Here is a 21,320-nt window from a genome sequence, read left to right as displayed (position 1 = left end):
GGAGCCTGCTGCCAGCCTATGGAAAACATAGTCTTTCTCGATCGGGACACCATCCCCGCCCACATCCAACTGCCTCAGCCGAATTTTAGCCACGAATGGCACCAGTACCCGGCAACGGCACCGCAGCAGGTCCTCAGCCGCCTGCAGCAGGCCACCATTGCCGTCAGCAATAAAGTCGTGCTTGATGCCGACACACTGAGCCAGCTTCCTCGCCTGAAGATGGTCGCCATTGCGGCCACCGGCACCAATAATGTCGATCTGGACTACTGCCACCAGCACGGCATTACCGTCAGCAATATCCGCGGCTACGCCAGCGACTCGGTACCGGAGCATGTCATTGCCATGATGTTTGCCCTGCGGCGGAACCTGATGGGCTACCATCAGGATATCCAGGCAGGGGTTTGGCAACAGAAAAAACAGTTTTGCTTTTTCACCCACCCCATTGGGGATATCAATGGCTCGACACTGGGGATCATCGGCAGCGGCAGCTTGGGACGCGCCGTTGCGAAACTGGCGCAAGCGCTTGGAATGGAAGTACTGTTTGCCGAACGCAAAGGTCAACCGAAGTGCCGAGAGGGCTACACCCCGTTTTCAGATGTTGTGGAACAGGCTGATATCCTGACGCTGCACTGTCCTTTGACGGCAGAGACAGCCAACCTGATAGGCCGGCAAGAACTGGGGCAAATGAAACCATCTAGCCTGTTAATCAACACCGGGCGAGGCGGCCTCGTTGACGAGCAGGCGCTGGTCGATGCGCTTCAACAGGGAGAAATTGGCGGTGCCGGTGTCGATGTCTTTACCGAAGAGCCAGCCGATGACAGTAACCCGCTGGTTGCCCACGCCCATTTGCCAAATCTGCTACTCACTCCCCATGTTGCCTGGGGAGCAGATTCTGCGATTCAAACCCTTGCCAATCAGCTGATCGACAACCTAAACCGGTTCGTTGAAGGGAAACCACAGAATGTGGTTTAAGAAACACACAGCTTCCGGTATGGGCTCAAAATCCCCCCTCCCCCTTTTCAAGGGGAAGGCTGGAAGGGGGTTCCTATATTCTTACTTTAACCCTTTCTCTTTGCGGATCAGATCATAGGCGGCCTGCAGTTGCTGGGTTTTCTCCTTGGCCAGCTCCATCATTTCCGGCGGCAGCCCCTTGGCGGCCAGCTTGTCAGGATGGTGTTCGTTCATTTGCTTACGGTATGCCCGCTTTAGCTCCTGCGCCGAGGCTGACTCAGAGACTCCCAGCAATTCATAGGCATCGGCAAGCTGATCCTTGGTAGGTGCCTGTCGGAACGCGCCCTGTTGCTGATATTGCTGGTTGAAGCCCCCTTGCTGAAAACGGAAAGCCGCTTCCTGCATATGCAAACGCTGCTCAAGCTGACGCTCAGAGAAACCCAGACTACGGGCAATCACATACAGCAGTTGACGCTCGCTCGAATGCAGGCTGCCATCGGCAAATGCTGCCTGGATTTGCAGCTCAAGAAAGAACTGCAGAAGATCAGCCCTGCCAGCACAGCTCATCCGCACTTTTGCCAGGGTCTCTTCCAACGGGAAGTCTTCCTCCTTGCCTTCCCGGAAAGCATTTTGGGCCTGTCGACGAGATTCGCCATGCAGGCTCATGCGGTCCATAATTGCACTGGCAACCCGAATTTCGTCTTCGGTCACCCGGCCCTTGGCCTTGGCCATATGGCCCATAACGGCAAAACCGGCATGGAAAAATTCCGCCTGGCGTTCGGCACTGCCGGCCTGGCTGCTACCGAAACCGCCAAATCCGCCGCGAGTGTAAATTTTTGATCTGGCTTTATCGAACTTATGGCCCAAAAAGAGGCCTAACAACAAACCGAACGGCCCACCAAGAAGGAAACCAAAAAATGCGCCTAAAATCTTACCCCAAACCTGCATTCTCTACTCTCTGGTAATTTGCTAAATTTAGAAAAATTTTTTCTGATATATCCCCGACACAATAACGCGAAAAGATGCCGTCGGACAGAATTTGCATTATGATAGCTGTCATTTATCGGGAAAGCTTGTAAAAAGCGCCACCGATTCGTTTCTGATATGCGCTGAAACTTGAATACAGGAAAGTTTAATTAGATGTCATTAACCTCCCGCAGCTTATTGGCCACCATGATCAGCCTTGCGCTTTATGGTCCCGCAATGGCTTACGAAAACCCCGCACCAAGCGAAGATGTCAATGATGAGTCTGCGGCTGTCAATGGCACAAAGAGCGAACTGGAAGTGGTTAGAGGGGTCTGTATTGCGCCTCAGGATATGCCAGAGGATGTCAACAACGAGCCCATCACTGTCTCAGCCGACAAAGCAGAAGCCAAACCGAACCAGAAGCTCACCTACTCGGGTGATGTCGTCCTGCAGCAAGGCAACCGTACCGTCGCGGCCGATACCGCAACCTTGCACCAGCCAGAAAATATCGTCACGGCTGAAGGCAACGTCTACTTCCATGACGGCACAGTAGAAGTCTATTCCGACCGTATTCAAAGTAACCTGGACACCGAAGACTCCGAAATGGATAACGCGGTGTACAACATGACCTGTGAAGCAGGACGTGGCGAGGCCGAGCGAATCACCAAAAACGGTATCTCCTACTACCGGCTGAAAAATGGTACCTACACCACCTGCCCGCCGGGCGACAAGAGCTGGCAGTTCTCGGCGACCAGCATCGAACGTGAAAGCGACTCCCCGTTTGCCGATCTATATAATGCCCGCTTTGAAGTGGCAGATGTGCCGGTATTTTATATGCCGTACTTGCGGGTACCCGTTGGTGACGAACGTCTGACCGGTTTCCTCTATCCGTCACTGAGCTACGGCTCTCGCGATGGTTTTGAGCTGGAAACGCCGTTTTACTGGAACATCGCCCCCAACTACGACATGACCATTACTCCTAAGTACATGAGTAACAGAGGGCTGCAACTTAATTCCATTTTTCGCTACCTGACCGAAGCAGGCAGCGGCAGCTTAAGTGGCGAATATCTCGGCGATGATAAAAACGCGCCTGACAAAGATGCTCGCTGGGCTTTTAACTGGTCACACAGCGGCACTTATAATCGCCACTGGCTGTTTGATGTCGACTATAGCAAGGTTAGCGATGTCACCTACTTCTCTGATATCGACTCCAGCATCGGCGAGCGTGAAGACAACAACCTGCTACAAAAAGGCGAAGTCTCCTACCGTGACCTATACTGGGACTCGACACTGCGGGTACGTGACTTCCAACCTCTGACACTGGGGGTCTCTTCCAATTACCGCCTGATGCCTCAATTGGAATTTAACTACTATCGCCCGGATATGGGCTATGGGCTGGATTTCAACCTGCATAGCCATGTCAGCCGGTTTGAAAACGATGCTGCAGATAAACCGTCAGCCGATCGTGTACACCTTGAACCAACACTGACATTGCCATACTCAACCCCTTGGTGGTCTATCACCTCCGAGGCCAAGCTGATGTATACCTACTATAATCAGGATTTTGACAGCAGCATCGACGGCTTGGAAACACTTGAAGAAACGGCAACACGTTCGGTACCGAGCATACGGATCCACAGTGGCCTCTATCTGGAACGCGATGCCCTGCTATGGGGCGAAAACTACACTCAGAGTCTGGAACCTCAGGTGCAATATCTGTTTGTCAAAGATGTCGAACAACAGGATATCTTCGGTAGCTATGATACAACGCTGCTACAGACAGACTACTACGGCCTGTTTCGTGACAAACGCTACTCCAGCGTTGATCGTATTGCCGCTGCCAACCAGTTTACCGTCGGGGCAAGCACCCGCTTCTTTGACGAGGATTTTGTCGAGCGCTTCAACCTGTCGTTCGGTCAGATTTTCTACCTCAATGATGCCGGTCGCAACCTGACCGAAGACAGCGAATCAACGCCAAACTACTCGGCAACAGCATTCGAGTCTGATTTTAACTATGACGACTGGCTCTTCTTCCATGGCGGACTTCAGTATGATGCCAGCAAGCAAGAAATGCAGCTCGCCAATGCGGCGATGGAGTACCGTGAGAACGATCTCTTTAGCCAGCTAAACTACCGCTATGTCTCAAAGGACTATATCAAGCAGAGCCTGCCAGATAATGACCAGATCGATAACTACACCGAAGACGGGATTTCGCAGCTTGGCTTCTCGGCAGGCTTCCCGGTATACGGCGGCCTGAGCCTGCGTGGTGACTACTACCATGATTTGACAGAAAACCAGATGCTGGAAGGCCAGATCACCCTGAACTACCGCTCAGCCTGCTGGATGATCAGTCTCGGCTATAACGAATACCTGATGTCCCGCAGCAACGTAAATACTCAGCCAGCCGAATATGAACAAAACTTCAGCATTTCGTTCAGCCTCTTAGGGCTAGCTGGAGTACCAGCAGTTGGAGCTTCCGGCACAGCGACTGGCGGTAACGCGATTGCATACGGTAGACCGTTCTATCTCAACAACTAACCAGGCGTCGCGGCATCCGGCCGCGATGTGACCCGATTTAACGCGCCTCAGCGCATAATGGAAAGATGTATGAAAAAGTGGAAGTCTTCACTGCTAGGCCTGACCTTATGGAGCCTGGCTGCCGGCAGCATTGCTGCCCCGCAAGAACTTGACAAGGTTGTGACTATCGTCAATGACAGTGTGATCCTGCAAAGTGACGTTGATGCAATGCTCAAAACCGTCCAGATGAATGCAGCCCGTCAAAATCAGCCACTGCCGTCGAGCGATATTCTGTCTGAGCAGGTCATGGAAAAGCTGATCATCGAAACGCTTCAGCTCCAGCAGGCACAGCAGTTCGGGATCCGAATTGATGATACCCGTCTTGATCAGGCTATCAACCAGATCGCTGCCGAACGCAATATGACCGTAGCCCAACTACAGCAAATGCTTGCCGACAACGGGATTAGCTTTGCCGTATTCCGCGAGCAGATGCGACGTGATATTACCGCCAGCGAGGCGAGAACCATTCAGGTTCGCCGACGAATTAATATCTTGCCGCAAGAAGTCGACACCCTGGCAGAGCAGCTCGAAAAGCAGACCCAACAAGGCGTCAGCTTTAACATCAGCCATATTCAGCTACGCATAAGCGAAGATGCCAGTGCGGCCGAGAAAAACGAAGCCTTGTCTCAGGCGAACCAGCTAGTCAAAGAGCTCAACAACGGCGCTGACTTTGCCAACCTTGCCTATAGCTACTCCAAGGGGCCTAAGGCTCTGCAGGGCGGTGAATGGGGCTGGATGCGCAAGGAAGAGATGCCAACCATCTTTGCCGATCAAATCAAATCCGGCGGAAAAGGGGCCATTATCGGTCCATTCCGCAGCGGTGTAGGCTACCATATCCTGAAAATCAATGACGTTCAGGGGCTGGAAACCATTTCCGTTACCGAGGTGAATGCACGCCATATTCTGGTGAAAACCTCTGTGATCATGAGCGACGAAGGGGCCCAGCGCCAGTTGGAAAAAGCGCGCCGCGCCATCCTTGCCGGGGAGCAGAGCTTTGCTGATGCGGCACAGGCACTCAGCGCCGATCCGGGCTCAGCAGCAAATGGCGGTGAGTTGGGCTGGCAAACACCTGATATTTATGTACCTGAATTTAAAGATAAGGTAGAAACGCTACCAGCCGGCATGATCAGCGAACCGTTCAAAACCGTCCACGGCTGGCACATTGTAGAAGTCGTTGAACGCCGTGATGTCGATCGTACTGATGCTGCTGTCAAGAACCGTGCGTACCGAATTCTCTTCAGCCGTAAATTCAACGAAGAAGCTCAGGCCTGGTTGCAAGAACTTCGCGCCGGTGCCTATATCGAACAACCGGAAGACGCCAATGACCAAGGTTAAACGTATAGCAATAACTCCGGGTGAGCCTGCGGGAATTGGTCCCGATCTGGTGCTTGCCCTCGCCCAGCATGACTGGCCCCACGAACTGGTTATTTGTGCTAACGCCCAGCTTATGGTAGAACGTGCAGCCCAGTTGGGATTGCCGCTGACTGTTGTTGACTATGATCCGGCACTACCGGCCCAGCCTCACAAGGCCGGGACCCTGGTTATCGCCAATCACGAGCTAAAGGCACCGGTCATGGCCGGTGAGCTGAATGAGCTCAATGGCCACTATGTCCTTGAGACATTAGGCCAGGCAGCCGATGGCTGTATGAACGGCGAATTTTCTGCGGTCGTGACTGGCCCTGTGCATAAAGGGGTCATCAACCGTGCCGGGGTTGCCTTCAGCGGTCATACCGAATTTTTTGCTCAGCGCTCAGATACCGCTCAGGTCGTCATGATGCTGGCAACCGAAGGGCTCCGAGTAGCGCTTGTGACGACTCACATCCCGCTGGCTTATGTGTCCAGGGCTGTCACAGAGGCTCGGCTGCAGCAGGTCATTCGTATTCTGCACGCCGACTTGGTCAGCAAATTCGGCATAGAACAACCTAAAATTTATGTCTGCGGACTCAATCCGCATGCAGGCGAAGATGGCTGTTTGGGAACGGAAGAGATAGACGTGATCTCGCCAGCTCTCGAGCAACTTCGCCAACAGGAAGGTATGGATCTTGTCGGCCCCTTGCCGGCAGATACTATCTTCCAGGAAAAATATCTGGCCGATGCTGATACAGTATTGGCCATGTATCACGATCAGGGGCTGCCAGTGCTTAAATTCAAAGGCTTTGGCAAGTCAGTCAACATTACGTTAGGCCTGCCCTTTATCAGAACCTCAGTAGATCATGGTACCGCACTGGAACTTGCAGGTACCGGACAGGCGGACACCGGTAGCCTTTGGACAGCGCTATCGCACGCCCTTGAATTGGTAGAAAAACAAACATGAGCAGCGATCAGGTCCATCTAGGGCACCGCGCGCGTAAGCGCTTTGGCCAGAACTTTTTGAACGACCCATACATCATTGATGGCATTGTATCGGCTATCAACCCAAGGCCCGGCCAGAACCTGATTGAGATCGGTCCAGGTCTGGGGGCCATCACAGAGCCAGTAGGTAAACTGGTTGATAAGTTCTCTGTGATCGAGCTTGACCGCGACTTGGCAGAACGTCTTCGTAATCACCCGGATCTAGCAGACAAGCTAACTATCCACGAAGGCGATGCGATGCGTTTCGATTTCACGCAGCTGATCAAGGAAAACAATAAGCTACGTATTTTCGGTAACCTGCCGTACAACATCTCGACACCACTGATCTTCCACCTGCTGTCATTCCACCAGCACGTTGAAGACATGCACTTCATGCTACAAAAAGAAGTGGTTAACCGTCTGGCAGCCGGTCCGGGCAGCAAGGCGTACGGTCGTCTAACTGTGATGACCCAATACTACTGCCGTGTTATGCCTGTACTGGAAGTGCCGCCTGAGTCATTCAAGCCTGCACCAAAAGTAGATTCAGCGGTAGTTCGTCTAACACCATATGAAACTTTGCCGCATCCATGTACTAACCTTAAGTGGCTAGACCGTGTTTGTCGTGAAGGCTTCAACCAGCGTCGTAAGACAATTCGCAACTGCTACAAAGCACTAATGAGTGTTGAGCAGCTGGAAGCTCTGGGTATTAATCCTGGTCAGCGTCCAGAAAACCTGACTCTGGAGCAATTTGTTGCGATGGCTAACTGGCTGGATGCCAATCATAACGCATCAAAGTAATTGATTAGTTTCTCAGGGCTTGGCTGCGATACCAAGCCCTGGTGAACTGCCGACGAAAGGAAGCAAGACATTGACGACCAAGGCAATTCCTACGATCAAGTGCAGGGTAGTGACCCACTACATCGAGGATCAATCAGAACCAGAAAACCAGCGCTATGTATTCTCATATACCATTACTATCCGTAATCTGGGCAATGGCGAGGCGCAACTGTTAAACCGCCACTGGCTGATCACTGACGCCAATGGGAAAAAGTTGGTTATTGACGGTGAAGGTGTCGTTGGCGAGCAGCCGAAAATTGCGGCCAATGAAGAATATTCCTATACCAGCGGTACCATTATCGAAACCCCGCTCGGGGTCATGCAAGGTCACTACGTCATGGTCAACGAACAGGGAGACGAGTTCAAGGCCGAGATAGCGCCATTTAGACTCTCTATTCCCAACCTTCTTCACTGAGGCTCCCTATGTCGACCTACCTTGTCGGTGATATTCAAGGCTGCTTTGACGATCTCTGTGATCTGCTTGAACAGGCCGAGTTTAACCCACAACAGGATGAATTATGGCTGTCAGGCGATCTCGTCGCCCGAGGCCCAAAATCACTGGAAACACTACGCTTTGTCAAAGAACTGGGCGACAGGGCAACCACCGTTCTCGGCAACCATGATCTTCACCTGCTTGCCGCCGCCAATGGTCTTGCCAAGGCAAAGAGCCGGGATAAAGTCCAACCGATCCTAGATGCACCGGACCGCGACGAGCTCCTCGAGTGGTTACGCCGACAACCCTTGCTTGCCGAGCACCCGCAGCACCCTTTTGCCATGGCCCATGCCGGTATTTCTCCCCAATGGGATCTGACGACAGCCCGCCAGCAAGCCAAAGAGGTCGAGGCCTGCCTGCAAAGCGATGACTACCTATGGCTGCTTGAGAATATGTACGGCAATGGACCTGATTACTGGACACCGGTTCTTAGCGGGATCGAACAGTACCGCTACACGATCAATGCCTTTACCCGGATGCGTTTTTGCTATCCGGACGGCAGACTCGATATGGACTGCAAGCTCTCGCCGGAGCACCCTGAAACCGGACCGCTTCAGCCCTGGTTTGAGCTACCAAGACAGCAACCACTCGGCAAAAAGGTGATCTTCGGCCACTGGGCGGCGCTTATGGGTCATGAGGACCAGCATGTCATAGGGCTGGATACAGGCTGTGTCTGGGGTAACAGCATGACACTGCTGCGCTGGGAAGACGGAGCCAGGTTCGTCAAACCCTGCCCGGTTCACGCTGAATAAACGACATATGAAAAGGCCTGGTTACCACCAGGCCTTTTTAGGACTAGACACACAACAATATAATTATCGGCGTTCGAGGATAACAAAGCGCATATCGTGGGCGTTTTTCTCATCGGCGTGGTACGTCTCACTGTGCACTTCCTGCCAGCCCTCACCCCACTCGGGAAAACAGGTATCCCCCTCGACATCAAAATCGATGAATGTCAGGTACAGGCGCTCGGCATCAGGTAGACAGGCACCGTAAATACTACCTCCACCGATGATCATTAACTCATCGACCTCACCGGCAGCCAGCTTGGCAGCATCAATATCACCAACGACGGTTACGCCTTCGGCTTGAAAATCCGGATTGCGGCTGATCACTATATTTTGGCGCCCGGGTAGCGGTCGGCCGATCGACTCAAACGTCTTACGTCCCATCACGATAGGCTTACCCAACGTCGAGCGCTTAAACCAGGCAAAGTCGGCCGGTAAATGCCAAGGCATCGCGTTGTCCTTGCCAATTACCCGATCATTGGCCATTGCCGCGATCATACTGATCTTCATTTCATTCCCCAGCAAAAACTAAACCACAGGACGGCGACGATAAAACAATAGCCCCGGCATTGCCAGCCCAATTGCCAGCGCGGCAACAATAAATACAGCCTTGATAACGTTTTCCAGCATCAGCGCCCACAGCTCGGGACTAAAGCCTCTGTGATTGATTTCAACCAGTGCAATCATCGCCTTGAACGCAAACACACCGGGCACCATAGGGATCATCGCAGCCACCGTGAACACCTTCGGGTGGGCAAGAAAACGATGTGACCAATGAACTCCGATCATCCCGACCAACGTCGCAGCTCCCAGAGTCGCCCACTCGATAGGGACCCCCCAATGCATCAGAACAAACCGGCTTCCATGTCCCAAAGCGCCCCCGATGGCACAATATTTCAGTGCCTTTTGCGGCACATTGAACACCAGTGCAAAGCCGACCGCCGGGATCATTGCAAAAAACATGTCATTGAGCAGCGCCAGCAAAAAATCGACATCAATCATGATAGCCACCCCCAGACGCCGAGCACATTCATCGCAGCGACAATGCCCATGCTCGTCGACAACGTCAGCAAGGTTGCCATGGTCCAGCGCGCTATCCCCATGTTGGCATAGCCCTTCACCATATCGGAGATGGCATTAATCAGCGGAAAACCAGGCACCAGCATCAACACCGAAGAGGCCATCGCCAGAAAAGGGGCTTCACCGATCTGGTACACCTGGCCGAAGCCAGAGATCAGCGTGGTCACAAAGGCGGTTACGCCAAAGTTAACCAGAGGATTAAAGTGGCAATGAGCGATCTCCTGGCGGACAAACATCCCGACGGAAGAGGCAAAGAAGGTCAGAAAGAAGACCGGCCAGTCTGCGCCGGCCAGGCGACTGAACGAAGCACAGGACAGGCCAATCATAAAAATAACCAATACACGGTTATAACGCAGCGCCTGGATCTTTAGCAGGCGATCATGCACCCCCTGAATATCCAGCAAACCGCGCTCGGCCATGATCACGACCCGCTGTACCTCGGTGACCACCTGCATATTGATCCCGCGATCCTGACAACGGCGAGTAGTTGTAATGCACCGTCCATGGCTCAATGTCGTGATCACCATTGAACTGGCAGACAATGACACCTCGACGCTTTCAGCGCCCAATGCCCGCCCTAACCGACAGGTAACATCCGCCACCAGCGTGCTTTCAGCCCCATGCTGAAGCAGCCGCTGGCCTGCCAATACGGCCAACCTCGATATTTCCCGTTGCTGTGGCTCTGTTAACGTTGGTGTCAACGGCTCCGCCCCACTTACCATTTCCTGCCCTCTGAGTGTGTCTGCTAATACCAAAAAGTTCAATTATCAGACAATTCTTAGTCTACTGCGTTGACCAGACACAAAAAAGCCGCTCCCAAGAGCGGCTTTTAACAACGGTGTTAATTACGGTTTGTAGATAATCTCTACATCATAATCATCTTCGTTCCAGTCGTCCCAGTCATCATCGTCGTCATCACTGCTTTCGGCTTTCTTCACCTGCTGCTCGTGATAATCGTCCCACTTAAACTCGACCTTCTTCTCTTCAGTATCAGTTTCGTCTTCTTCGAAAGCTTCCACTGGCATTGACTCAATCTGCTTCATCAAGTCATAGGTCAGCTCTTTGGTACCCATACGGTTCAGTGCTGAAATACAGTAATAATCATCTTCCCAGGCCAGCGCTTCCAAGATCGCCTCGATCTTAGCCTGCGCTTCATCTTCCGGCAGAAGATCAACCTTATTGAATACGATCCAGCGCGGCTTGTTAGCCAACTTCTCGCTGTACTGATCCAGCTCATTAAGAATCGTAAATGCGTTCTCAATCGGGTCTGAACCATCAGCAGGCAGTAGATCAATCATGTGCAGGAGCACGCGGCAGCGCTCAAGGTGCTTAAGGAAACGAATCCCCAGGCCAGCACCGTCAGCAGCGCCTTCGATCAGACCAGGAATATCGGCAACCACGAAGCTGCGCTCGCTATCGACACGTACCACACCCAGGCTCGGAACCAAAGTCGTAAACGGATAGTCGGCGACCTTCGGCTTTGCAGCCGATACAGAGCGAATAAAGGTTGATTTACCGGCATTTGGCAAGCCCAGCATGCCTACATCAGCCAGCAATAATAGCTCCAGGCGAAGATGACGCACTTCACCCTTGGTACCCATCGTCTTCTGACGAGGTGCACGGTTTACCGATGACTTGAAGCGGGTATTGCCCAGGCCATGGAAGCCCCCCTTGGCAACCATGATCTTCATGCCATGCTGGGTCAGATCAGCAATCACTTCACCCGTTTCTTCATCAACAGCGCGGGTACCTACAGGCACCGACAGCACATTGTCTTCGCCACGCTTACCGGTACAGTTACCGCCCCGACCATTCTCGCCACGCTGCGCGGCATGGAATCGTTCAAAACGGTAGTCAATCAGGGTATTGAGGTTCTCATCGGCCAGCAGATAAACATCACCGCCATCACCGCCGTCACCACCGTCAGGGCCGCCCTTCGGTACGTATTTCTCACGACGGAAACTTACTGTACCGTTGCCACCGTCACCGGCATCGACTCGAATTGCCGCTTCATCTACAAACTTCATCTCTTTCTCCGCGCTGTGGCGTTAAAACTTCTCGACCAGGACCGTCAGCAATTTCCCGGCACTATTAACCTATTGTAATTGACCTTGACTAGTTATGCTGCCTGATAAATTTATGGCCAATAGCACAAAACATTGCACCACTTACCACAACGATAGCGCCAACATACCCCATCACATTCAGGGCGGCGGCAGCAAAGTACTGTGGCCAGAACATACTGGCTAGGTCGACAAACATAATTGTAAACAAGGGAGCCAGGGTGATTACTGCGCTCACTTGCGAGGCCTGCCAGCGGGCCATTGCTTCCGCAAACGCGCCATAGCCGACCAGGGTATTTATACAGCAAAACATCAACATGCCCAGCTGTCTCTGATCCATCAGCAAGATCTGTTCAGGTACTGCCAATGGTGTCAGCATCAGGGCACAGATCAAATAGATCATCAATAAGATCTGAGGCGAGCTAAACTGCCTGAGCATGACTTTTTGGGCCAGGCCGTAAACGACCCATACCAACGCTGCCAGCACGGCAAGCACAACACCCAAAGTATAACCTGTAAAGCTGGTAAACAGCTCGACAAGCCGTTCATTGAAAAACAGCAACAAGCCAAACATCAGGCAGCTCACACCAATCACCTGATGTACACCCAGCTTCTCTTTAAACAGCCACACACTGGACAACAACAAAATGACCGGTGCCAGCTGGATAATAACCTGCACAACAGGCGGGTTAAGGTATTCCAGTGCACTGTTAAACAGCACAAAATTCCCCGCCAGACCAATACTCGCCAGCAGCAGGGTGCCATATCCGGCTATCCCCAATGCACGAACCTGGGGCAGCTGCCTACGCCAATATAACCACAGGCCCAGCCCGAGCGAAGCCGTTACAAAGCGATACCAGACAATCGTAAATGGCTCCATCACTTCTACGGCTTGTTTCATTGCTATGGGCAATGCTCCCCAGAAAAAGGCCGTCGTTAACGCCAGTAATATGCCTGCCGTCGGGTTCTGATTTGGCATAAACCCTTCCATAACAAAAAGCCCCGCCAGTAGGCAGGGCTTTATAATTCGTTATGAGACTGAATTATTCAGCTTCGATAGATACGAATTTACGGTTCTTAGGACCTTTAACTTCGAACTTCACTTTACCATCAGATAGAGCGAATAGAGTGTGGTCTTTACCTAGGCCTACGTTGTTACCAGCGTGGAATTTAGTACCACGCTGACGAACGATGATGTTACCTGCTAGTACAGATTCGCCACCGAAACGCTTAACACCTAGACGTTTGCTTTCTGAATCGCGACCGTTACGAGTAGAACCGCCAGCTTTTTTGTGTGCCATCTTTAAATTCTCCTGTTATTAAGCGCTGATGCCAGTGATTTTGACTTCAGTGAACCACTGACGGTGGCCCGCTTGCTTACGAGAGTGCTTACGACGACGGAACTTAACGATTTTAACTTTATCGCCACGACCGTGAGTAACAACTTCAGCAGTTACTTTACCGCCAGCTACGAAAGGTGCACCTACAGTTACTTCTTCGCCGTTAGCTACAAGAAGAACTGAATCAAATTCAACGCTAGCACCAGTTTCAGCGTCTAGTTTTTCTAAGCGTAGGGTCTGGCCTTCGCTTACACGGTGTTGTTTACCACCACTTTGGAAAACAGCGTACATGTCTTACTCCGCTTGTCCGCATAGGCCATTAGCCACTTATAACTCGGGCTATGGGTATGCGCTTAATCTTGTCATCAATAGGGCGCGAATGTTACGCGAAAACGGGACTTCTGGCAACCCATTAAGCGAAGAAAAATGGCGAAAAGCTAGCCAGTAATAAAAGTCCCTGATTTAAACGTAAACGAGGTTATGAAGATAGCGAGGTTTTAGTGTAGTATTCGGTAAATATTTTTGATGCCAGTTGACAACAATAGCCAGCGATTTCATGCCTTGGCGGGAAGTTTTAGAGGTAAAGTGTGCTACAGCTCATCGTAGCAGTTTTCGGATAAGCATCACGTATAATAATGCCGACAGCCTTTACAAATACCCTGCCACCACTGCTTGACGTCTGTTTACTGTCAATTGGTATACTTAACTTTTCCGCCTGGTGCGGCAAACAATTTTGCTGGATATACAATGGATTTTAAAGCTATCCAAGCGCTTACCGCCAAAGATATGGCGGAAGTTGACGCGAAGATACTGGCACAGCTGAATTCAGATGTGGCCTTAATCAATCAACTCGGTTTTTACATTGTCAGTGGCGGCGGAAAACGCCTGCGTCCAATGCTGGCCGTCTTGGCTGCCCGCGCCCTTGGCTATGAAGGCAACAAGCACACGACTGCCGCAGCTTTTATCGAGTTTACGCATACAGCAACACTACTTCATGACGATGTTGTCGATGAGTCAGATATGCGCCGTGGCAAGGCAACCGCCAATGCCATGTTCGGCAATGCTGCCAGCGTGTTGGTAGGTGACTATATCTATACTCGCTCCTTCCAGATGATGACCAGCCTGCGATCCCTGCGGATCCTCGACATTATGAGCGAAGCCGTAAATGTGATCGCCGAAGGCGAAGTGCAACAGCTGATGAACTGCAATGATCCGGATACCACGGAAGATAACTATATGCAGGTTATCTACTCAAAAACCGCTCGCTTGTTCGAAGCCGCGACCCAGGTCGCAGCCATTCTTGCCGATGCGCCGGAACATACCGAAATTGCCTTGCAGGACTACGGTCGCTTCTTAGGTACGGCCTTCCAGCTTATCGACGATGTATTGGATTACAATGCCGACGGTGAGGAGATGGGAAAAAATGTCGGTGATGACCTGGCCGAGGGCAAACCAACCCTTCCGCTATTGCATGCCATGCATCATGGGAATGCCGAGCAGGCCGCAATGATCCGGGAAGCCATTGAAAAAGGTGATGGCCTTGACAAGCTTGAGCCGATCCTAGCCTGTATGCGTGAAGTCGGTTCACTGGAATATACCCAGCAACGTGCCGAGCAAGAAGCAGAAAAAGCGATTGCCTGCCTTGGTGCTATTCCTGATTCAGAGCACAAAGAAGCACTTATCGCACTGGCCCACCTGGCCGTCAAGCGCAACAAGTAAGCCACACTCCCTCCCCGGATCCCAAAGCCTGCCGAGCGCAGGCTTTTTTGATCTTCCGGCTCTGAAAGAGGATCCTTTTCTTGTTCTATAGTTAACTGTGATCCTTGTGATCTAGTGGAGGTTGATTATGCAAGCCAAAGATCTTAAACCGGGAATGTGGGTAGAATGCCAGCAAGGCGTCGCAGAAGTGATTGACGTTGACCAGGAACATAATACTGCCATTATCGAGAGTATGAGTGATCACAAACGCATCAACATAAACTGTGACGACATCAAAGAGCAGCCCCAGCTGCACACCGGATGTGACAGCTATTACTAACTCTCACATTTACCGAACCGATACGGGTTACCAGATATAAAAAAAGCGGCCTATGGCCGCTTTTTTTACTATCGCTGACTCAGTTTACTGCGCAGCAAACTCTTCGCCTTTGGTGATATCGCCCTGAAGAGTATCTAGCATGCTTTCCAGCGCATCCTGCTCAAATGCACTTAGCTTGCCGTAATCCATCACCTCTTCTACGCCGTCCTTACCCAGACGCACAGGCTGAGCAAAGAAGCGAGCATGCTGGCCTTCGCCTTCAACGTAGGCACATTCGACAACGCCTTCTTCACCCTGAAGCGCACGAACCAGGGCAAGACCGAAGCGGCATGCAGCCTGACCCATTGACAATGTCGCAGAGCCGCCACCCGCTTTCGCTTCGACAACCTCGGTACCGGCATTCTGAATGCGCGGTGTCAGCGCCTTAATTTCTTCTTCGCTGAACTCAACACCTTCAACCTGTGAAAGCAGAGGCAGGATCGTTACGCCAGAGTGACCGCCGATAACAGGTACGCGTACCTGGCCCGGGTCGATATCTTTTAGCTCGGCCACAAAGGTTTCAGAACGGATAACATCCAAGGTTGTTACGCCGAACAGCTTACGCTTGTCATAAACACCGGCTTTCTTCAGTACTTCAGCAGCAATCGCCACCGTAGTGTTAACCGGGTTCGTAATGATACCGACACAGGCATTCGGACATACAACGGCAATTCTTTCAGCCAAAGACTTAACGATGCCCGCATTAACATTAAACAGATCCGCGCGATCCATACCTGGTTTACGCGCAACACCTGCAGAAATCAACACAACGTCAGCACCTTCCAGTGCAGGAGTCGGATCTTCACCACCATAACCTTTGATTGAAACCGGTGTAGGGATATGACTCAGATCAGCAGCAACACCCGGTGTTACAGGCGCAATATCGTAGAGCGCCAGATCAGAGCCCGCTGGCAGGCGGTTTTTCAGAAGCAGAGCCAGAGCCTGGCCGATACCGCCAGCAGCGCCAATTACAGCAACTTTCATGTTCGTTCTCCTTTACGATAGAAGTATATTTTTTTCAGACCTAAAACCAATCAAATGAAGACATAACTCAGCTAAGACCATGATTTCATTTGATTGGTCATGATGACGTTATAGCAACAAATAGTGAAATACAATCAAACCCAACCAGCTTTGCGAAGTCACGCATAAGCAAGAATAAAATGTGCTACATATATATAACATTTCTTTCCCGGGATTGCAGTCGACAAATGGTGGAGAAACCGATCAGAGTTAAATAATTATTCATCCTATTCCACCAGAATGGTGACTAACACTCCAGTTTCCATGAACATGGTTTGCTACCAACCAGAGGGTTATGCAAGAATACGGCACCTCGTCCCTGTATATGAAATTTACTTATGCGAAATTCAGATAAACAAGAACGCTTAGTCAAAGCATTCAAAGCCATTCTAAAAGAAGAAAAATTCAGTTCTCAAGGTGAAATTGTAGACGCCTTGAAAGCTCAGGGGTTCGACAATATAAACCAGTCAAAAGTCTCTCGCATGCTGACGAAGTTTGGTGCGGTCCGCACCCGCAACGCTAAGATGGAGATGGTCTATTGCCTGCCCGTGGAACTGGGTGTACCGACCACCAGCAGCCCGCTCAAAGAGCTGGTAATGGAGATCGATTACAACAGTGCGCTGGTTGTTATTCACACCGGACCTGGTGCCGCTCAGGTGATTGCCCGCCTATTAGATTCGTTAGGCAAGGCAGAAGGTATTCTGGGCGTAGTCGCAGGCGACGATACGATTTTCATTACCCCGACAAACACCATTTCTACCGAAGAATTGTTCAGTTCGGTGTGCAAGCTTTTTGACTACAGCAACTAAAAATCTTCCCGATCCTCTCTCTCAGCAAATGAGAGAGAGCTCACATTCAGAAAAACTTTCATAAATTGCATACTTTTCATGCAAGTGCATGATTGATATAAATAATTATTCCTTTCCCAATATCATTTCTGTGCTTTTTTTTCAGTAATCCGGCAAACAATCATTAACATAATTTTAATTTTCCTTGTCTCTTTTGCTATCATCGTTCTGATTTGCTTAAGCAAATATGCCTTTTCCACCGATGGAAAACATTTCCATACTGGAGATAACAACAATTAGGAAGGGACAAACATGGCATTAAAACAAATTGTTAAAATCAGTGCTTTAGCCGCAGCAGTTATGACTAGCGGCATGGCCAGTGCCCAGGATTTCATCACAATTGGCACCGGCTCCGTCACTGGGGTTTACTACCCAACTGGTGGCGCTATCTGTAAGCTCGTCAACAAAGATCGCAAGCAGCACAATGTCCGCTGCTCGGTAGAGTCCACTGGCGGTTCTATCTACAACGTCAATACCATGCGTGCCGGTGAACTGGACTTCGGTATTGTTCAGTCTGACTGGCAATATCACGGCTATAACGGTACCAGCAAGTTCAAAGATCAGGGTGCCTACAAGAAACTACGTGCAGTATTCTCGATCCACACCGAACCGTTCAACATCATTGCCCGTACCGACTCTGGCATCAATAGTGTTGCTGATCTGAAAGGCAAGCGTGTAAACATTGGTAACCCAGGCTCTGGCGACCGCGCCACCATGGGTGTGGTGATGGATGCAATGGGCTGGACCAACGCCGATTTCAAACTGGCTTCCGAACTCAAAGGCTCCGAGCGCTCCCAGGCACTTTGCGATAACAAAATTGATGCCTTCGTCTATGTAGTTGGTCATCCAAACGGTTCAATCAAAGAAGCCACAACCTCTTGTGAGGCCAAGCTAGTTCCGGCAACTGGCGCAGCTATCGACAAGATCGTTGCCGACAACCCGTACTACGCCAAAAGCACAGTGCCGGGTGGTATGTACAAAGGCACCAATGACGACGTAAACAGCTTTGGTGTTGCGGCAACCCTGGTTTCCTCTACCGACGTATCTGACGATGTTGTCTACGCGCTGGTGAAATCGGTATTTGAAAACTTCAATACCTTCAAACGTCTTCACCCGGCATTTGCTAACCTGAAACCTGAGAACATGGTGAAGGACGGTCTGTCCATTCCTCTACACCCAGGTGCAGAGCGCTACTACAAGGAAATGGGTTACCTGAAGTAACCTGTATTGACTTACCTTTATCAGGCACTGGTTGCCACTCATGCGCCGCGCAAGCGGCGCATGCTATTTCACCTACCTATAAAAATAATAAAAAAACACTTTTTACCTAGTCCATCGAAGAAGGATTATGCATGACTAAGACAACCGAAGCGTCGACAGATGTGCAGGATATGGTGGCTCAGGCAGACACAGGGGCAAGGAGTCCTGTTGGAATGGCTGGACGCATCCTATGGTTCGTACCGCTATGTTGGTCACTGTTCCAGCTGTGGTATGCCTCACCACTTCCGTTTATTTTTGACTTTGGCGTATTAAACGATACCGAAGCCCGATCGATCCATCTGGCGTTTGCTATATTCCTGGCTTTCACAGCCTACCCGGCATTAAAGCACTCTCCTCGAGATCGCATTCCACTCACAGATTGGGGTCTGGCCCTGGCAGGCAGCTTCTCTGCCGCCTATATCTATATTTTTTATACCGAACTTGCCGGCCGCTCTGGTGCACCGACACAGTTTGACATTGTCATTGCCGTTACCGGCATGGTGCTATTGCTAGAGGCCACTCGCCGGGCGCTCGGCCCACCGTTGATGGTCGTGGCTGCGGTATTTTTACTGTACACCTTCGGCGGCCCACACATGCCAGATGTTATCGCCCATAAAGGTGCCAGTCTGAACAAGGCCATGTCACACCTGTGGCTGACAACCGAAGGGGTGTTTGGTATTGCCCTTGGCGTATCAACCTCCTTCGTCTTCCTGTTCGTCCTGTTTGGTGCCATGCTTGAGCGCGCAGGAGCCGGCGCCTACTTCATCAAGGTCGCCTTTTCACTGCTTGGCCACATGCGTGGCGGGCCGGCAAAAGCTGCCGTTGTGGCATCCGGGCTGTCCGGACTCGTCTCCGGCTCGTCAATTGCCAATGTCGTCACAACCGGTACTTTCACCATCCCATTGATGAAAAAAGTCGGCTTTCCCGGTACCAAGGCCGGTGCCGTCGAGGTTGCCGCCTCCACCAATGGTCAGCTGACACCACCGATCATGGGCGCCGCCGCCTTCCTGATGGTTGAGTATGTCGGTATCTCCTATGTAGAAGTCATTAAAGCGGCATTGCTGCCAGCACTTATCTCCTATATTGCCCTGCTGTATATCGTTCATCTCGAGGCCTGCAAGGCTGGCATGACCGGGCTTAAGCGCCACTACAAACCGACCCTGGCCCAGAGTCTGCTGTCATTTAGCGGCACGATCCTTGGCCTGATCGTATTGAGCGCAATGGTCTATTATGGAGTTGGCTGGACCAAGGATATCTTTGGTGCTGCAGCAACGCCAATCATCGGGGTCGTGATCCTTATTGCTTACGTTGCTCTGGTTAAAGTATCGGCCAACTATCAGGATCACCTGATGGAGAACCCTGAAGACGATATCACCGAAGTGCCCGATCCGGGTCCGACCATCAAGTCCGGCCTTTACTTCCTGTTACCTATCGTCGTCTTGGTCTGGTGCCTGACCGTCGAACGTTTTTCTCCTGGTCTTTCCGCCTTCTGGGCGACAGTCTTTATGATCTTTATTCTGCTCACGCAGCGTCCGCTGCTGGCAATGTTCAATAAAGAAAAGACCATCAGTGAAGCCTCGATGGAAGGCGTTCGTGATCTGCTTGAAAGCTTGGTGTCCGGAGCCCGCAACATGATCGGTATCGGTGTGGCTACTGCGGCCGCCGGTATTGTTGTCGGCGTGGTTACCCTTACCGGGATCGGGCTGGTTATGACCGACTTTGTCGAGTTTATCTCCGGCGGCAACATCATGCTGATGCTACTGTTTACCGCAGTGATCAGTCTGGTACTCGGTATGGGCCTGCCAACCACTGCTAACTACATTGTTGTCTCAACCTTGATGGCTCCCGTAATTGTTACACTCGGTGCCCAAAACGGCCTGATCATTCCGCTGATCGCTGTCCACCTGTTCGTGTTCTATTTCGGCATCCTGGCTGATGACACCCCGCCAGTCGGTCTGGCCGCCTTCGCTGCCGCAGCCATTGCCAAAAGCGATCCAATCCGTACCGGTATCCAGGGCTTTACCTATGATATCCGTACCGCCATCCTCCCGTTTATGTTTATCTTCAATACCCAGCTATTGATGATGAATATTGACACTTGGTGGCACCTATTCCTGACAGTCAGCTCAGCCGTCATCGCCATGCTTACGTTCTCGGCTGCCACTCAGGGATGGTGGTTTACCAAAACCAAATGGTGGGAAGTCATTGCCCTGCTTCTCATTACCTTCTCGCTGTTCAGACCGGGCTTCTGGTGGGATATGGTCTACCCGGCAAAACATGAAATGCCAGGAGTGCTTATCGTCGATGCTGCCGACAAGCTGGCAATAGGCCAACCTATTGAGCTACAGGTCAGCGGCGAAAATCTCGAAGGCAAGCTGGTAAGCAAGCATGTGCTGCTACCGTTTGATGAGGATGCGGTTAGCGCCGACGAACGTATTGCCTCGACGGGCCTGATGCTGCGTCAGGAAGGCGAGAAAATGCTGGTCGATCTGGTTGAGTTCGGCAGCCCGGCCGAAGCCGCCGGTATTGATTTTGACTGGGAGATCACCCAGGTCAGCTTGCCGGCAGTAAGGCCGATGAAGGAGTGGGTATTTGTTCCTACCCTCATCTTGCTGGCAGCCCTTGGCTGGAACCAGCGCCGTCGTGCCAAGCAGCTGTCACACGCATAATCTTGCCACTGACCTGG

General features: G+C 51.4%; 21 protein-coding genes. 12 read left to right on the top strand and 9 right to left on the bottom strand.

The window, feature by feature from the left end; translation table 11 throughout:
- Positions 1–18 precede the first annotated feature (18 nt).
- Positions 19–972 carry a D-2-hydroxyacid dehydrogenase gene (locus tag EIZ48_RS12645; RefSeq protein WP_160651855.1) on the top strand — a complete coding sequence of 318 codons (954 nt, stop codon included), beginning with the start codon at positions 19–21 and terminating at the stop codon, positions 970–972.
- 81 nt (positions 973–1,053) lie between these two features.
- Here the strand turns inward: EIZ48_RS12645 and djlA are convergent, their stop codons facing one another.
- Positions 1,054–1,899, bottom strand: coding sequence for a co-chaperone DjlA (gene djlA, locus EIZ48_RS12640; protein WP_075763526.1), 846 nt, complete (start codon positions 1,897–1,899; stop codon positions 1,054–1,056).
- A gap of 192 nt (positions 1,900–2,091) precedes the next feature.
- Here djlA and lptD point away from each other — a divergent pair, with 192 nt between their 5' ends.
- From lptD to apaH, 6 genes are all read left to right on the top strand, one after another.
- Positions 2,092–4,455: an LPS assembly protein LptD gene (gene lptD, locus EIZ48_RS12635; RefSeq protein WP_160651852.1), complete on the top strand. Its 2,364-nt coding sequence runs from the start codon at positions 2,092–2,094 to the stop codon at positions 4,453–4,455.
- A gap of 69 nt (positions 4,456–4,524) precedes the next feature.
- Entirely contained in the window at positions 4,525–5,829 is a 1,305-nt protein-coding gene (surA, locus tag EIZ48_RS12630) for a peptidylprolyl isomerase SurA (protein ID WP_160651849.1), read from the top strand.
- Positions 5,816–6,808 (top strand): 4-hydroxythreonine-4-phosphate dehydrogenase PdxA, encoded by a 993-nt coding sequence (gene pdxA, locus EIZ48_RS12625; protein ID WP_160651846.1) that lies wholly within the window; start codon positions 5,816–5,818, stop codon positions 6,806–6,808. The genes surA and pdxA overlap by 14 nt, the downstream gene beginning before the upstream one ends.
- Positions 6,805–7,623, top strand: a complete 819-nt coding sequence (rsmA, locus tag EIZ48_RS12620) for a 16S rRNA (adenine(1518)-N(6)/adenine(1519)-N(6))-dimethyltransferase RsmA (protein WP_160651843.1) — start codon at positions 6,805–6,807, stop codon at positions 7,621–7,623. The genes pdxA and rsmA overlap by 4 nt, the downstream gene beginning before the upstream one ends.
- 70 nt (positions 7,624–7,693) lie before the next feature.
- Complete coding sequence (apaG, locus tag EIZ48_RS12615; RefSeq protein ID WP_160651840.1) at positions 7,694–8,077, top strand: Co2+/Mg2+ efflux facilitator ApaG/CorD; 384 nt, start codon at positions 7,694–7,696, stop codon at positions 8,075–8,077.
- An 8-nt stretch (positions 8,078–8,085) separates the two neighbouring features.
- Positions 8,086–8,907, top strand: a complete 822-nt coding sequence (gene apaH, locus EIZ48_RS12610) for a bis(5'-nucleosyl)-tetraphosphatase (symmetrical) ApaH (RefSeq protein WP_160651837.1) — start codon at positions 8,086–8,088, stop codon at positions 8,905–8,907.
- Positions 8,908–8,970: 63 nt separating this feature from the next.
- Here the strand turns inward: apaH and folA are convergent, their stop codons facing one another.
- The 7 genes from folA to rplU all read right to left on the bottom strand — a co-directional run bounded on the left by folA (position 8,971) and on the right by rplU (position 13,717).
- A complete protein-coding gene (gene folA / locus EIZ48_RS12605) occupies positions 8,971–9,453 on the bottom strand; it encodes a type 3 dihydrofolate reductase (protein WP_160651834.1) in 483 nt (160 codons plus the stop codon).
- Positions 9,454–9,471: 18 nt separating this feature from the next.
- Positions 9,472–9,945 (bottom strand): threonine/serine exporter family protein, encoded by a 474-nt coding sequence (locus EIZ48_RS12600; protein ID WP_160651832.1) that lies wholly within the window; start codon positions 9,943–9,945, stop codon positions 9,472–9,474.
- On the bottom strand, positions 9,942–10,745 hold the full coding sequence (locus EIZ48_RS12595) for a threonine/serine exporter family protein (protein WP_160651829.1): 804 nt from the start codon (positions 10,743–10,745) through the stop codon (positions 9,942–9,944). The genes EIZ48_RS12600 and EIZ48_RS12595 overlap by 4 nt, the downstream gene beginning before the upstream one ends.
- A gap of 123 nt (positions 10,746–10,868) precedes the next feature.
- Positions 10,869–12,050 (bottom strand): Obg family GTPase CgtA, encoded by a 1,182-nt coding sequence (gene cgtA / locus EIZ48_RS12590; protein WP_160651826.1) that lies wholly within the window; start codon positions 12,048–12,050, stop codon positions 10,869–10,871.
- Positions 12,051–12,138: 88 nt separating this feature from the next.
- Complete coding sequence (locus EIZ48_RS12585) at positions 12,139–13,065, bottom strand: DMT family transporter (RefSeq protein ID WP_160651823.1); 927 nt, start codon at positions 13,063–13,065, stop codon at positions 12,139–12,141.
- Between the two features lie 64 nt (positions 13,066–13,129).
- Positions 13,130–13,387, bottom strand: a complete 258-nt coding sequence (gene rpmA, locus EIZ48_RS12580) for a 50S ribosomal protein L27 (protein ID WP_007467532.1) — start codon at positions 13,385–13,387, stop codon at positions 13,130–13,132.
- A gap of 18 nt (positions 13,388–13,405) precedes the next feature.
- Complete coding sequence (rplU, locus tag EIZ48_RS12575) at positions 13,406–13,717, bottom strand: 50S ribosomal protein L21 (protein WP_036825723.1); 312 nt, start codon at positions 13,715–13,717, stop codon at positions 13,406–13,408.
- 456 nt (positions 13,718–14,173) lie between these two features.
- Here rplU and ispB point away from each other — a divergent pair, with 456 nt between their 5' ends.
- Positions 14,174–15,145 carry an octaprenyl diphosphate synthase gene (gene ispB, locus EIZ48_RS12570; RefSeq protein WP_160651820.1) on the top strand — a complete coding sequence of 324 codons (972 nt, stop codon included), beginning with the start codon at positions 14,174–14,176 and terminating at the stop codon, positions 15,143–15,145.
- 127 nt (positions 15,146–15,272) lie between these two features.
- A complete protein-coding gene (locus tag EIZ48_RS12565; protein WP_160651818.1) occupies positions 15,273–15,464 on the top strand; it encodes a hypothetical protein in 192 nt (63 codons plus the stop codon).
- 84 nt (positions 15,465–15,548) lie between these two features.
- On the opposite strand, the gene mdh is transcribed toward EIZ48_RS12565, so the two are convergent.
- Complete coding sequence (gene mdh / locus EIZ48_RS12560; protein WP_160651815.1) at positions 15,549–16,487, bottom strand: malate dehydrogenase; 939 nt, start codon at positions 16,485–16,487, stop codon at positions 15,549–15,551.
- A 377-nt stretch (positions 16,488–16,864) separates the two neighbouring features.
- Between mdh and argR the strand changes: the two genes are divergently transcribed.
- The 3 genes from argR to EIZ48_RS12545 all read left to right on the top strand — a co-directional run bounded on the left by argR (position 16,865) and on the right by EIZ48_RS12545 (position 21,303).
- The gene (argR, locus tag EIZ48_RS12555; RefSeq protein ID WP_160651812.1) at positions 16,865–17,335 is read left to right on the top strand and encodes a transcriptional regulator ArgR; all 471 of its coding nucleotides are present in this window, start codon (positions 16,865–16,867) and stop codon (positions 17,333–17,335) included.
- A gap of 291 nt (positions 17,336–17,626) precedes the next feature.
- Positions 17,627–18,595, top strand: a complete 969-nt coding sequence (locus tag EIZ48_RS12550; RefSeq protein ID WP_160651810.1) for a TAXI family TRAP transporter solute-binding subunit — start codon at positions 17,627–17,629, stop codon at positions 18,593–18,595.
- 131 nt (positions 18,596–18,726) lie between these two features.
- Positions 18,727–21,303 (top strand): TRAP transporter permease, encoded by a 2,577-nt coding sequence (locus EIZ48_RS12545; protein WP_160651808.1) that lies wholly within the window; start codon positions 18,727–18,729, stop codon positions 21,301–21,303.
- Positions 21,304–21,320: the final 17 nt, after the last annotated feature.

Source organism: Photobacterium alginatilyticum, from assembly GCF_009910675.1.
In the GTDB taxonomy this organism is placed as follows: Bacteria; Pseudomonadota; Gammaproteobacteria; order Enterobacterales; family Vibrionaceae; genus Photobacterium; species Photobacterium alginatilyticum.
The sequence above is the reverse complement of the archived record's forward strand: the minus strand, read 5'-3'. Positions and strand labels throughout refer to the sequence as shown.